13 protein-coding genes are annotated in these 13,986 nt (G+C 43.5%); 3 read left to right on the top strand and 10 right to left on the bottom strand.

Annotation, left to right across the window (positions count from 1 at the left end; translation table 11 throughout):
* Window positions 1-107 precede the first annotated feature (107 nt).
* The 3 genes from FHW88_RS27605 to FHW88_RS27595 all read right to left on the bottom strand — a co-directional run bounded on the left by FHW88_RS27605 (window position 108) and on the right by FHW88_RS27595 (window position 4,230).
* On the bottom strand, window positions 108-641 hold the full coding sequence (locus FHW88_RS27605; protein ID WP_176628788.1) for an AAA family ATPase: 534 nt from the start codon (window positions 639-641) through the stop codon (window positions 108-110).
* Window positions 642-1,045: 404 nt separating this feature from the next.
* The gene (locus tag FHW88_RS27600; RefSeq protein WP_176628787.1) at window positions 1,046-2,353 is read right to left on the bottom strand and encodes a M20/M25/M40 family metallo-hydrolase; all 1,308 of its coding nucleotides are present in this window, start codon (window positions 2,351-2,353) and stop codon (window positions 1,046-1,048) included.
* 2 nt (window positions 2,354-2,355) lie between these two features.
* On the bottom strand, window positions 2,356-4,230 hold the full coding sequence (locus FHW88_RS27595; RefSeq protein ID WP_176628786.1) for a M61 family metallopeptidase: 1,875 nt from the start codon (window positions 4,228-4,230) through the stop codon (window positions 2,356-2,358).
* A gap of 258 nt (window positions 4,231-4,488) precedes the next feature.
* Between FHW88_RS27595 and FHW88_RS27590 the strand changes: the two genes are divergently transcribed.
* A complete protein-coding gene (locus FHW88_RS27590; RefSeq protein WP_090534662.1) occupies window positions 4,489-4,770 on the top strand; it encodes a hypothetical protein in 282 nt (93 codons plus the stop codon).
* Between the two features lie 102 nt (window positions 4,771-4,872).
* Here the strand turns inward: FHW88_RS27590 and radA are convergent, their stop codons facing one another.
* The 3 genes from radA to FHW88_RS27575 all read right to left on the bottom strand — a co-directional run bounded on the left by radA (window position 4,873) and on the right by FHW88_RS27575 (window position 9,692).
* Window positions 4,873-6,348, bottom strand: a complete 1,476-nt coding sequence (gene radA, locus FHW88_RS27585; protein ID WP_176628785.1) for a DNA repair protein RadA — start codon at window positions 6,346-6,348, stop codon at window positions 4,873-4,875.
* Between the two features lie 103 nt (window positions 6,349-6,451).
* Complete coding sequence (locus FHW88_RS27580; RefSeq protein WP_176628784.1) at window positions 6,452-8,737, bottom strand: hypothetical protein; 2,286 nt, start codon at window positions 8,735-8,737, stop codon at window positions 6,452-6,454.
* The gene (locus FHW88_RS27575) at window positions 8,667-9,692 is read right to left on the bottom strand and encodes a hypothetical protein (protein ID WP_176628783.1); all 1,026 of its coding nucleotides are present in this window, start codon (window positions 9,690-9,692) and stop codon (window positions 8,667-8,669) included. The genes FHW88_RS27580 and FHW88_RS27575 overlap by 71 nt, the downstream gene beginning before the upstream one ends.
* Before the next feature lie 148 nt (window positions 9,693-9,840).
* On the opposite strand from FHW88_RS27575, the gene FHW88_RS27570 reads away from it, so the two are divergent.
* Window positions 9,841-10,218 carry a barstar family protein gene (locus FHW88_RS27570; protein WP_176628782.1) on the top strand — a complete coding sequence of 126 codons (378 nt, stop codon included), beginning with the start codon at window positions 9,841-9,843 and terminating at the stop codon, window positions 10,216-10,218.
* A gap of 74 nt (window positions 10,219-10,292) precedes the next feature.
* On the opposite strand, the gene FHW88_RS27565 is transcribed toward FHW88_RS27570, so the two are convergent.
* Window positions 10,293-10,460 carry a DUF3606 domain-containing protein gene (locus tag FHW88_RS27565; protein WP_176628781.1) on the bottom strand — a complete coding sequence of 56 codons (168 nt, stop codon included), beginning with the start codon at window positions 10,458-10,460 and terminating at the stop codon, window positions 10,293-10,295.
* A 133-nt stretch (window positions 10,461-10,593) separates the two neighbouring features.
* Between FHW88_RS27565 and FHW88_RS27560 the strand changes: the two genes are divergently transcribed.
* Window positions 10,594-10,833 carry a hypothetical protein gene (locus FHW88_RS27560; RefSeq protein WP_176628780.1) on the top strand — a complete coding sequence of 80 codons (240 nt, stop codon included), beginning with the start codon at window positions 10,594-10,596 and terminating at the stop codon, window positions 10,831-10,833.
* A 149-nt stretch (window positions 10,834-10,982) separates the two neighbouring features.
* Here the strand turns inward: FHW88_RS27560 and FHW88_RS27555 are convergent, their stop codons facing one another.
* The 3 genes from FHW88_RS27555 to FHW88_RS27545 form a co-directional block, all read right to left on the bottom strand.
* On the bottom strand, window positions 10,983-11,222 hold the full coding sequence (locus FHW88_RS27555) for a hypothetical protein (protein WP_176628779.1): 240 nt from the start codon (window positions 11,220-11,222) through the stop codon (window positions 10,983-10,985).
* A 66-nt stretch (window positions 11,223-11,288) separates the two neighbouring features.
* Window positions 11,289-11,972 carry an SAM-dependent methyltransferase gene (locus FHW88_RS27550; RefSeq protein WP_176628778.1) on the bottom strand — a complete coding sequence of 228 codons (684 nt, stop codon included), beginning with the start codon at window positions 11,970-11,972 and terminating at the stop codon, window positions 11,289-11,291.
* Between the two features lie 421 nt (window positions 11,973-12,393).
* Window positions 12,394-13,944, bottom strand: coding sequence for a ribonuclease E/G (locus FHW88_RS27545; RefSeq protein ID WP_090534648.1), 1,551 nt, complete (start codon window positions 13,942-13,944; stop codon window positions 12,394-12,396).
* Window positions 13,945-13,986: the final 42 nt, after the last annotated feature.

Genomic DNA, 13,986 nt, shown 5'->3' with positions numbered 1-13,986 from the left:
TTCTTAACGGAGAGCGTAATTGCGAGGAACGAAGCAATCCCAAACTATACAGAGAAACTTGCATAGCCACTCTGCCTCATGGGGATTGCTTCGTGCAATGACGCTCTTTATTTTGAAATAGTGTCTAAAAAGCCATTAACTGCTTTGACTGCATTATCGTATCGTTGTTCACTCAGCCCGGATACGACCTTATAGTTAGCGTTAAGCGCCTGGAGTTCGCGGTGCCAAACATTCATAAAATATTCGCGCTTGGTTGGGAAATTACGCAAGGGATCATCCTGCCAGGGTAAATCGATATCCAGCAGTAAATAAAAATCATAGGGGTGATGAGGCAATTCGTCAAGCACCTCCTGCGGGGCGTTGCCAAACATTTCCTCGCTCCAGATCTTTACCGTTAAAAAAGTGGTATCACAAATCAATATCCCGTTAGCCTGCGGCAGCAGCTCCTTTTCGAGTGCCATCTGCCCGTGAAACATGTTCACCTCATCCTGCCAGGTGCAATCGCCCTTAAGGTTTGCACAATACTCGCGCGAATACTCCGGCACAGCTATCGTATTATAATGCGCCGCCAGGTATTCAGACATAGTTGACTTCCCCGTTGATTCGGGACCTACAACTGCTATTTTGAGTATTTTGTTCATGAACTATAAAGGTAAAGCAATGGCCGCGTGTGATTCCTCTCTTGAGAACATAACCGTCAACTTAAGGAATAAAAAGCGGGGAAACGAGCGATTCCCCGCTTGAGAGGGGCGGAGGTGTGTGTTTCTGCTTTGATAAGTATAACGCAGAAACACACACCTGCTACCGCTCATTCCTCCGCGCCCCCTCTCAAGAGGGAGTTTTAAAATCTTTTTCATTGTGGGCGTTGCCTGCGGCCGGGCTATCCGCTCATACTGCACCGGCCTTAGCCACGTGGCCGGTATCCGCTGCTATCCCTAACGCAAAAATTGTCTGAACTCGAATTTATTGAATTAAAGAATTATTGGAACTAAAATGGGAACTTCTGTACATTCCTTAATTCAATAAATTCCGGTTCAGACCTCCTCTATTCCGTTTTCTTCGGAACCCTTGTTGGTGTATCCTGGCCCGAAACTATAGTGCGCGAGCTTAGGGCTATCGCGCGGATGGTCGAAGTGATATTATTCACATCCAGCGAACTAAATTCATCGCCAACAGTATGGTATAATTTGTCAATATCGATCTGGTCGGTTGAGATGGTGTGGGCCGGTACGCCAACTTCGGCCAGCGACGCGTTATCACTTCTGTAAAACAGGTCCTGGTCCGGGTAAGGGTCCGGGTAAAACTTAAAGGCTGTGCCTTTCAGGTTCTTCTGCAGGATCTTGCCAAAATCAGATCTTTCAAACCCGGTAATAAATGCCGAGTTAGTGCCAAATTTAGATGCCTTACCAATCATTTCGATGTTGAACATGGCAACTACCTTATCTGCATCTATTTGTTTGGCAAAATACTGCGACCCGTATTCGCCAATTTCTTCGGCAGTAAAGGCTACGAAAATAAGCGTACGGGCATTATTGTTGAGCTTTTTATAGTATTTAGCCAGGCTCAATACAGCGGTTGTGCCTGAAGCGTCATCATCCGCGCCATTGGCAATGCTGTCTGTTACGCCGGGTTTATCAGGTTTGATAATCCCTAAGTGGTCATAGTGTCCCGAAAATACCACATATTCATTCGGTTTGGTTTTCCCGGGGAGGATACCGGCAACATTAAACAGTGGCAATTCTTCATTTTTGATATCACAGTTAACATCAAACGATGCTGTGTTATCGAACTTGCCCAATACAAATACCAGGGGCTGCTTTACTGTGCCTTTAAAATTTGTGCTGCCTGTCCCCAGGTACGACTTAACCCGGCTAAACAAGTCTTTAAATTTAGGGTCGATCAGCAAAAGTGTTTTTTTGCCGCTTTGTGAAGCTGCCCGGTACTCGGTCCTGAAATTTTTATCCGCACCAACGGTAACTACCTGTACATCTTTATCGCTTGCCCATTTAAACGAATCCGTACTGCTTGCAAACGCGCTGTCTGCAGCTATAGCCTTACCATTGATGCTTACAGTCAAGCTAACAGGGGTCGACCGTACCATCGTAAAGTTTTGACGGTAACCGGTATTGCCTGCCATAGGTTTAAGACCGGCCTTTTTATATTCGCCTTCAATAAATGTAGCGGCCTTTTCAATGCCCGGCGTAAAAGTGGCTCTGCCCTGCATATCATCGGCCGACAGGGTTTTAATGATGCGGGTCACATCATCTTTACTGATCAGTTTATTTACATCCTGTGCAAAACCATAAGCCGAAACGCTTAACAATGCCGCTGTTATTATCGAGATCTTTTTCATAGTTATTTGACTTTTGATTGCAGCCAGTTGTTACGGAAAGTTTCCTGTTCTTTGCTCAGTTGCTTGCCTGCCTTTTCAAAGGTTACCACTTCAAAGTTGGGGTTTTCCTCAAGTGTGATAGTGGTTTCATGGGCACCGGTCCGGTTTTTATAGTTTACTATGATCTTATCGCCCGGCTTTTTATCGGCAATGGCATCACTAAACCCTTTCTGATCTTTAATATCTTTTCCATCAACTTTCAGGATCACATCACCCGCATCGATGCCTGCTTTGTAAACCGGGGTGCCTATAGTCGTGCTCGACAATATTGGCAAACCTTCGGCATCCGCGGCGCGTACCTGCCCGGCGCGGCCACGGCCCGGCGTAACTGCCAGCGGACCGGCCCAACCTTTGCCCGGCTGTACTTTACGCAGTACCAAACCTGCTTTAGCCAATAGTTCTTCGTAATTGTTTTTATCGGTCCCGTTAATGTAACGCTTAAAGAAATCAGCAGCAAATTTGGGGTTGTTGGTTACTTTGCCCAAATCGGTTTGGAGATCGGGAATGGTATACGGTTTCATTACCTTACCGCGTGTAAGCCAAACAGCACGCATGTAATCATCAAGCGTCATGTTAAAGTCGCTGCGGAGGCGAAGGTCGAGCGCTAATGCAATGGCGCCGCCATAAGTGTAATAACTGGTAAAATCGTTAACGTTGTTGTTAGGATCTATAGATACACCGGCATCGGCAAAAACCGAATAGCGGCTCATTTGGGCGGCCGAATATTTGGCAGCGGCAGGTGTGTTTAAGATCTGGTTTACCAAACCGGCAATGGTTTTGGTATAATCATCAACCGTTACAAAGCCGGCGCGGGCAAGTAATAATTCGCCATAATATTGCGTAAAACCTTCGGCAAACCAAAGCTCGCTGCTCATGTTGGCATGTTCAAAGTTAAAAGGCTCCAATGATTTTGGACGGATGCGTTTTACATTCCAGCTATGGAAGTATTCATGTGCATAAACACCCATGAGGTTATTTTCAAATCCTTCAACCTTGGGTGCCGGGATAGTTATAGAAGTGGAGTTACGATGTTCCATACCGTCGCCTGATACAGCAGGATTTACATCGCTCACAAAAGTGTACTCGCCAAAATCATAAGTGGGCAGTTCGCCAAATACGGCTTTTTCTTCCAACACCAGCTTCTGGATCATCTTGCCGAAGTTATCAATCATCGCCTGGCTATCGTCTGAGTGCATGGTCAGGTTTATTTTTTCTTTCTTACCATCGGTATTTACTACTTCCCAACTGCTAACGTTGTAATTGGACAGTTCGGTAGGGCTATCCATCATATATTGCAGATTGGGTGCGCTGTACACATTTGAGCCTTCATGTTTAAGTTGTGAAGCTACTTTCCAGCCGTATTTATCAATGTCGTTAAACTCAAAGGTAAGGGGGCGTTTATCCTGCCCTACCACCCACATAAACGTGGCGGGCATATTCAGGTGGGCATGGCTCGGATCGATAGAAGCATAAGTGCCATCGGTCCAGTTGCCAAAAAGTGTATAGCTCACTTTCACCGCTGCCGGGTGTTCTCCCACTTCGTAAACATCGCCTTCAATTTGGGTTAAAGGCAGCTCCTTACCTTCAACATCGGTAGCTTTAACGTTATAAATATTTTTACCAAACTCATGGGTTGCATAACGACCGGCAGATGAGCGGCTCATCCGTACCCTGAAAGCCCCTGATGGTGCCTGCGGAATGGTCATGCTTATCTCAGCCTCATGATGGGCGGCGTTTGGGAATGATATGGAATAGTAAATAGCTTTTTGTGGTTCCTGCTGTGCCATAGCACTGCACGCAAGTACCGAGGCGGCGGTAAAGAGTAGTAATTTTTTCATCAACTTAAATTATCTGCGCTGAAATTACTATTAAATCACGAAAAAATAATATCAATATTATTATGCAGAAAATCGTTCTTAAAATAGGTAATGCAATCAGCAGGCGGATAAAATGATTTTTTTTTCGCTCACTTCTACATGTTAATTGTGGCAGGTTTAAAAAGCGTTAGCGTAAAGAACCCCTAAACCCCATTTAAAAAGGCTTAATCCGGTCGCATTCATTTTATTATATGTACATTTAAAGAAATTTGCCGGCTTATGATCCTTTTTTCAAAAAGAAATCTATACTACACCGATTACCAATGGACTACTTACATCCCGAATGATCCACGTGTAAATGGCAGGCCCGATCATACTGCGTTCAATAAAAATGAAGGGAACGAAATGGTATACCTGATCAACAAGTTAATGATGATATGGGATTATCGTTTTGCCAACACCGGCAATAAAATGGAAAAACTGATCCACGATAAGCTACCGGCCGAAATCTCCAGCCAGGAAGATGTGCAGAACTGGCTTAAATTAAACCTGAAATTTTAGGCAAAAAAAGCTAAAAACGGAATGCTTAAAGCTTAAAGCAGGAATAGCAGGAAGCAAGTTAATCGCTTTTCGCTTTGGGCGTTCGGCTTTAAGCTTCCGGCCCTATCCAAACAATAAGCTAAAAACCTCTTCAATACTGCTCACAATCTTAATGTCGATAGCATAGCGTGACAGATCCATCCGCTTTTTATCCTGACCGCTGGCAGGGAGATTGTATTTAGAGATAAAGATCTGGTTAAAACCAAGCTTCTGCGCTTCGGCAATGCGTTGCTCCACGCGGTTTACCGCCCTGATCTCACCAGAGAGACCGAGTTCGCCTGCAAAACAGGTTTTGAACGGGATGGGCATATCCTCGTGCGATGAAATAATGGCCGCCGCCAAACCAAGGTCAATAGCCGGGTCCTCAACCCTGATGCCGCCGGTAATATTCAGGAACACATCCTTTGCACCCAACCTGAAACCGCAGCGTTTTTCCAATACAGCCAACAACATACTCATACGTTTGGTATCGAAGCCTGTAGCTGTACGTTGCGGCATTCCATAAGCCGACGCACTAACCAAGGCCTGGGTTTCAATCAGCATCGGTCGCATACCTTCTAAAGTAGCCGAAATAGTGATGCCGCTCAATGGTGTTTCCCGGTGCGAAAGCAGGATCTCCGACGGATTGGACACTTCCCTCAATCCTTCACCCATCATTTCGTAAATACCCAGCTCTGATGCCGAGCCGAAACGGTTTTTGATGGTACGCAATATGCGGTAAACGTGGTGCCTGTCGCCCTCAAACTGCAGCACGGTATCAACCATGTGCTCCAGTATCTTCGGACCGGCAATCATACCGTCTTTGGTAATATGACCAATTAAAAATACCGGCGTCGAAGTCTCTTTGGCGAAGCGAAGCAATTCGGCGGTACATTCCCTAACCTGCGATACACTGCCGGGAGTTGATTCAATATGTGCCGAATGCAGGGTTTGGATCGAGTCGATCACCACCATATCCGGCTCTAATGATTCTATCTGTTTAAATATATTTTGCGTGGATGTTTCCACCAAAACATAGCAACCCCCCCCGCCCCCTAAAGGGGGAGCTACCATTCCGCTTAGCCCTGTATAGTTGCCGCTGTTGGCATCCCCTTCAGGGGGCGGGGGGGGCGTGATTAACCTTTCGGCCCGCATTTTTATCTGTCTTTCACTTTCCTCGCCCGATACATACAAAACTTTTTGGTTTGGCATATTGAGCGCAAGCTGCAGCATCAGGGTTGATTTGCCTATGCCCGGCTCTCCACCTATCAATACCAGTGAACCGGGCACTATCCCTCCTCCCAAAACGCGGTTAAACTCTTTATCGGGAGTTGGCACACGGTGCTCTTCGGTATAAGTGATCTCCGTTACGGCCACGGGTTTATTGGCCCGCTGCTGACTGGTTGACGCAGGCTTCCAGGCAGGTACCGCAGCGTTGCCTTTTTCAATCACCTCCTCAACAAAAGTGTTCCATTGCTGGCATGACGGGCATTTACCCAGCCACTTGGGCGATTCAAAGCCACAGCTTTGACAAAAGTACGCGATCTTGGATTTGGCCATTATTAATCAGATGTGCAGATTACAGATGTGCAAATATGCAGATTAATTTGATTTTTACTAAATTAATTAGCAAAACACATTGATAAATGCTACTCAATTACTTTTATTTCTTATCCGCATAGATCCTGAAATAGCCACACTCTTTAAGCGCTTCTTTATAATAAGCCGTATTATTGTATTTCTCTTTTAACTGTGTGAAATATTTGTGATACGCATCGGTAACAGGTTGACTGGCTTTTATGTCGGCAAACTTATCGGCACCTTTAAATTCCGGATCATTATATATTTCATTCAGGGCACATTTACTCAGCATAAATGTACAGCGGGCTCGCTGTTCATCTGTAGTGGCGTTTGTGCGGGCCAGTTGATAGTACTTCATCGCAATTTGCATCGATGTCAATTTATCATCCATGCGCTGTTCGCCTTCGTAATAATAGCGGCCGGTTGGCCCGGTAGCTACCACATCCGATTCGTAAAACAACCGGGCGTTACCGTAATACGTGATATTGTAACAGGCATTCGCGATGGCATAAGCATTACTGTATACGTTTTTGCCTTGCTTAATTTCTGTATTTATAGTATTAAGCGTTTGCAGAAAACTTAGCGGCGTATATTTTTGCTTTTGCGGGACTGCATGATCACAGTCATGGCAGTCAACTAATCTACCGGTAAAGGGGTTGCCTGCAAGCACAAAATCTTCGGGCTTCATTTTTTTGAGTTGAGCAATAGCTTCAGGTAACTTTTGCTGATAAACCAATGTGATAGCCTGATGGTAATATAAATTGTTAAGTGTTATAGGATAATAACGCAACATCGTTTGTTCAAAAGCAGTTTTATCCGGTTTATTTAACAGATCTATCATGTGTTGCACCCTTGCGCTATCCGCATAAAAATCCTGTGCATTGTTGTTAAAGCATACCTCCCTGATTGGGTTGCCTTGCTTTTTATAAAGCTGCGATATGGCAAGGTTACAAACCGAAATGGCATTATCAAACCGCAGGTCTTTGATCTTAATCTTACTATCGCGCAGGTTGGCAAGCCAGTTAAGAGGCTCCGTTAATTTTGCCTCCGCAGCGGCATCCATTTTTTTAAGGTTTTTGATATATAACATCAGGTCGAGCAACTTGCCCTGCGCTACAATCATTTTATCGCCGGCGGGGAACTGGCTTTTTGCTGTAGCGTAAAACTTACCGGCTGCGGTGTAGTTGCTATCCAAAAAGTTAAGGTACCCTGCCGCGAGGTTCCAATAGTAAGGCTTGGCTGTATTATTTTTAAGGGCAATGTTTTCAACAAGCCGTTTACCCTCGTTATCGGATTTTATTACCGAATCGGCAGGTTTACCACCTCCTGTTGTGGCCTCCCTGATATTAATCAGACGGCTTAGCAGCAGGTCCAGCTTTTCGGATTTTGGGTTGATGGCCGCGATAGTTTTTATAGCCCTTGCGGCATCATATTGTACCCCCATCATATGCCACAGGGTTATTTTCTCTTCCGGCGTTTTGGCAAGCCTGAGTGTGGCATTCCAATCACTTTCATTTTGCGGGTGGAAGCTCCAGAAGCTCGGGATCTTTAATTTATAAGTGTAATCATAACAAAGGCTGTACAGGTAGTTTGATAGGGCGTAGTTTTTTTGCCTGTAATAATATCCGGCTACATAGCCCATTGTACGGTAGTAAATGAGGTTTTTAGGAAAATTATCTTTGAACTGATTAAACAAGCTAACAGTTATTGCCGACGACGAATTATCCAGGAAGTAATAATAACGAACGGCTTGAAACCATAAACGCTCCTTGATAAAAGGATCTGTTTCGGCATCGAAGGCACTAATCAGCGTTGAAGCCAGCTTTACCGGCGAATGATTGGGCTTTACCTTATCCCACGAATAATATTGATCGTTTACCGAATAAACCTCACTTATTTTGGCCAGCTTAAGGTAGCTATAAAAAGCTTTGAGCATTTTTGCCGATACAGTACCAGTACTCATAACGGGGTATTTAGCGGGCAATACTTTGAGCGCGCCAGCTGATTTACGGGAAATGGAATCAACAGCGCCGGCACTGGCTTTAATAAGCAGGTACTGAAGTGACGCTTTGCTGAATTGATGGTTAAAATGATCGTACCATTCGTCAACAATAATATCGTTATACCAGGTATTGCTCCCATCAGTATAGCCTAAGCCATAGTAAACTTCGTTACCCGTGTAAAAGAAGGGGGAGTATTGCTTGTTGACAAAATATTCGGGGGAAAAAACTGAATATTCTTCCTCGTACGAGTCGGCACAGGCCCAGATTACGCCCGCTATCGTTAGCGTACAAAAACTAAAAACGAGCAGAAATTTGCGTAAGGGTTTCCTGGTTAAATTTTGAAAGGTCGATATTGGCCAGTTCATAGTAGATGATGGTTGTATGTTTTTGTTTAGGCAGATGCTGTGTTAATTGTTTGGCGGCAGCATTCAATGTATTGCTGTCCGTTTCTTCAAGTTTAAAAATATCATTTTGTTTGATATAAATTCCATCAAGAAAAAAGCTTGTTGTGGCCCGGTAGTTTGCCGCCCCTTCAATTGGTTCAAAATGAGCCCGATCAGTAAGTTGCCTTCGCCCTATTTTTCCATATACCTGGATCACCCGGCCCTCCCTGATATGAATAGCCCAGGAAAATAAAGGCAAGGCGATATCCAGCTTCAGGGGATAGCTGCCCAAGTAAACGATATACTTACCGGCATCATCTTCATTGTAAATTGAATTAGGCTGCTGCAGATCGGCGTTGAGCTTGCCCATGTTGTAAAACATCAGCACGCCTGCATCAACGGGTGGTATACCTGTACGCTCTTTAAATTTAACCTGGTGCAGCCTGATGGTAGCCTCCAGCCGTTTTTGGTTAAGCTTTTTAAATGCTTTAAGGAAGCTGAAGTATTTGTCCCGGGTACTTAATGACCAGTCGCAGTCGACCTGTACTTTGGTATAGCTGATCTTCTTTTCTGCGGACAGCTCATTTATTAGTTTATTGCAATGGCCGGCAAGGGCAGCAACAGCGGTATCGGCAGTGTTTTCAAAGGTTTTGTTGGTGATGTAGATAACCGGGGTAATATTTAAGCCCGCCGGGAGCTCATTGAGTTGCACAACGGCATTCGGGTATGAACGTTGTTCCTGATCATTCCAGCTTACATCAAAAAAACGGATATAGACATTATTGCCGGTTTGTTTTAATAAGCCGGCTTGTTGTTCGTTGAGCTTGAAGCCGGTTTTCCAGTAATAGAATGCAGTTGAGGCATTGCCGGGTTTTTTACAGGAGGTTAATGTAGATAGCAAAACTATAACTGTAAGCCAACCAAGAGATTTAAACATATTGAAACAGCAGACTATTTTATCGGAGTAAAGTACGGGATTTTTCGATAGATTGCTGAGGTGATACATGACTTATACTTTGCATGCGAACCACACAGCGCGGCCTTGCTACAGCGGAAAGCATAGGTTTAAGATAACGATCTACGATATGAAAAACATTCTTTTTATAAATGAACCTGATCTATACTTTGATAAAGATGAATTCATAGCCTGCCTTCCTGAAATTGGCGGAGAAGATGAACTGTTAAAAGAGCTGAGTGCGGTGCTTAAATTTCCCGGTTATTTTGGACATAACTGGAATGCCGTTTACGATTGCCTGTGTGATTTTCATTGGATAGAAAAGAAAGGAGTTGTACTGGTGCATAATGTTATGCCCATGCTTACCGAAGAAAAACTAAAAGCATATATAGAGGTACTTCATGATGCAACTAAAAGCTGGGGCATTGATGAAGCACATTATTTTAAAGTGATTTTTCCTGTAAAATCAATGCCATTTTTAGAGTATATTTTAATGAATCTCAAATAAAAGCCCAGAACTTGTTTTGTACTGGTCGAAGTACGCTGTCGCTTAACTTCGACCAGTACAAGACCATTAATACCTTACTTATTCAATTTCTTTTCAACCGCACTACGTTGGTTGGAGCCTGCTGATTTTTTTGCCGCTTCCACCTTTTTTGCGGTTGTTCCTTCTTTGCGCGCTTCATAGTTCAATTCGTGTGGTTGCTCTGATACAGAGTTCCTTTCCACTTTTACGCCTCTTTTTGACATAGCTTTTCTTATTAGATGTAACATATTAACAACGCTACATTTCAATGGTTTTAACCACCGAGTAAATAATTGTCTTTTTAAATTAATTACAACTAAATGAAATGTAGCTTGTTCAGCTATAAAGAAAAAAGCTATGAAATACCTATTTGCACAAAAAAACAATACCGGATTATGGATCACAGCCGGCATAACAGGAGTTTTGGCAGCAGGCGCGGGGATCTGGTTTTACTTGCGTGGTAAAAAATCAGATGAAACAGCCGGCCCACAAAAAGAACACGTCCAGGACTATCTTGAAGCCAAGCACCCCAAAAAGAAAAAACATAAAACCGATGTGGACGAGTTGGCAGACCTGGTACATCATCAGGCAACCTGAAAAGACTGTATACCCCTAACTGGTCGGAGTTAAGCAGCCGGCAAACTCCGACCAGCAGGGTTGTCGGCACGAAGCAACCGGAAACAGCACAACAACCATTATAAATGTTTATATATGAGAGGGAAACGTACCGGTACTTAAACAAGAATCTACTCTTCTGATGTCAGCATTACGGCGCACAGCGCTCTTATCGTTTCAGCTAACTTACCTTCGGCGTTTAACGCTACAAGTTCAGTCTCCCTAAAAACCCGTTTATGTGATTTCCCCTCGTGCTTCGCCTCTATAGTAATAAAGGCTTCGGCGTTTAAGCTATCCGGGCCAGATCTCGTTACCTTTAAAACTTCGAAGTTAGGCTCGAAAATCTCTTTTATTTTATCAATTATCTCCATATCTCAAAAATAAATGTATTGGTTTTAAAAAACATCAGATCAAATCGGGCTATTTTTCACATTTACTTATGTCTTGCTTTTAATAACCAACATTTGATTACCTCCTTTTTGAAATTCGTAATCCACTTTTTGTGTATCAATATTAAAATCGCCGCCAAGCACCTCAAGTAATTCGTCAAAAAACAGGGGAGCCCCGGCATTGAGGTTCAATATTGGGAAGATCCGCAATTCGGGGCATATGCGCATGATCTCCTGTATCGCTTCCGTATGAAACTTTAACCCCAGATTATCATACAGCAATAAAAAATGAGAGCTTAGGCCCAACTCAAATGCGTTATCCGCGAAAGAGGTTTTAGCGGGCATGGCATGTTTAATATATCTTTGCCGAAAGCAGTCCTGGTCAAAATCCCGCAGAAAATGGTTCATTGCGGTCATTCTTATTTCCTGCAGTTCTTCCACATCTTTAATGTTGTTCCAAACAAACTTATCGGCGTTAGCCCTCACCTGGCCTATCACTTCTACACAGGTTTCATCAATCCGTTTTCTGATATCATCAGTCGAAAATTGATATAAAGGATCGATGGAGGTAACCTGCTTACCCATTGCGTGCATCTCCGCATTAAAACTTGCCGGACCATCACCTATACTGACAATCTTTTTGGTAACATCATTGGCGCTGAGGTTAAACATTTGCTGATATTCGGTAAACGTGCGGCCCCAGGGCACAACGTTATTTAGTTCAAAAGCCATTATTGTAATTTTGTTATAGATAAAAAACAGACCCGTATAATGATACTGCCGGACGGATATTGAAAAAAGGACCTGATAGTCGTTATGATCCCGGCTGCACAAAGCTGTGACGCCACCAATTGAGTTTGGTTATGTGATAATTGATCATTGATGGGTAAGATATGATTAAAGACTGGCAATAGCAAGGTTTGTTATTATTCCAAATGCTAACCAACATAAGGCTTACGTCATCTCTGCTGCCATAAGGCTATTGCACCTGATACATATACCGAATACAGCGACAGCCACGACAGGTAACACTGTTTTGAATTGGATTTAAGGTACCCTAAAAACAAAAAAAGAGCAGATGCTCATCCAAACACCTGCTCTTTTTAAAGATCTTTAATTTGTGCCATTTTCAAACAGTTGCACTTCTGAATTTTTACAGTTTAATTTCTTCGTCTTTTGATGAGAAGAAATGGAATTCCGTGATCTGATACGATGGGTTACTTTTAACCTTTATCCATTGGCCATATTTTATAAACCACTTCATTTGGCGGTTATAGATACCTTTTTTAATAAAGGCTTCAATATATGGGTGCACACACAGAGTTATTCCTTTTTCGTTTTGCTCGGTAAGGATGTAATTGAAATTGTTTTCAATATCATCCATCAGCAAAATGGTTGGCCTTATAGTGCCAGTTCCGTTACAGGTAGGGCAAACCTCGCTGGTAACAATGTTCATTTCGGGCCTTACCCGCTGACGGGTGATCTGCACCAATCCAAATTTGCTCGGAGGCAAAATGGTGTGCTTGGCACGGTCGTACTGCATTTCGGCACGCAGAAAATCAAAAAGCTCCTTACGGTTCTGCGGTTTGTGCATATCGATAAAATCGATCACCACAATGCCACCCATATCGCGAAGGCGTAACTGCCTTGCAATTTCTTTGGCAGCTTCTTTGTTTACCTGGTAAGCGTTCTCTTCCTGGTTTTCTTTGCTGGCTGTGCGGTTACCGCTGTTTACGTCAATGACGTGCAGGGCTTCGGTATGCTCAATTACCAGGTAAGCGCCACCGGCAAGGTTAACTGTTTTACCAAATGCGCCTTTAATCTGCTTTTCGATACCGAAATGGTCAAATATAGGCTCCTTATGCTTGTGCATGCGGACTATGCTCTCCATATCGGGCGAGATTTCATGAATGTATGACCGAATTTCTTCGAACATACTATTGTCATTGGTATAAATGTGCTGAAAATCGGGGTTCAAAATATCCCTGAGGATAGTTGATGTACGCCCAATTTCGCCCAATACCTTTTTTGAAGGCTCAACAGATGGCAGCTTGGTAATAAACTGTTCCCATTTCGAGATCAGGTCAAGCAAATCTTTCTGTAGTTCATCAACCCCTTTACCTTCGGAAACTGTACGGATGATAACGCCAAAATGCTTTGGCTTAATGCTTTCAACTACTTTACGGAGGCGTGTACGTTCAGTATTGCTTTTTATCTTTTTCGAAATAGAAATTGCTTCCGAAAAGGGTACTAAAACAACATACCGGCCCGCTATCGACAGGTCGGAACTTAAACGCGGCCCCTTAGTTGATATGGGTTCTTTAGCTATCTGTACCGGGATAAGCTGGTTTTTGGTCAATATCTCGGAGATTTTGCCTCCTTTATTGATATCTGCCTCAAGCTTAAACCCATCCAGTAGCTTTGACTGATATCCCCCGCTACGTACCTGCTTGGTTAGTTTAAGCAGGCTCTGCACCTGCGGACCAAGATCAAGATAATGCAAAAAGGCATCCTTCTCATAGCCAACGTCAACAAAGGCGGCATTTAAACTGGGCATGATCTTTTTGATGCGGCCCAGGTAAATATCGCCAACTGTATAGTTGTTGCTTACCTGTTCTTTGTGAAGCTCTACGAGTTGTTTATCCTGTAATAATGCAATGGTAGCCCCGTTGGGGGATGAATCGATAATTAATTCTTTTATCAATTGCTACTCCATTTCTTATAACGGTAAAAACCGTGTGTTAAT

It is taken from the genome of Mucilaginibacter sp. SG538B (assembly GCF_013376065.1).
GTDB lineage: Bacteria > Bacteroidota > Bacteroidia > Sphingobacteriales > Sphingobacteriaceae > Mucilaginibacter > Mucilaginibacter rubeus.
The sequence above is the reverse complement of the archived record's forward strand: the minus strand, read 5'-3'. Positions and strand labels throughout refer to the sequence as shown.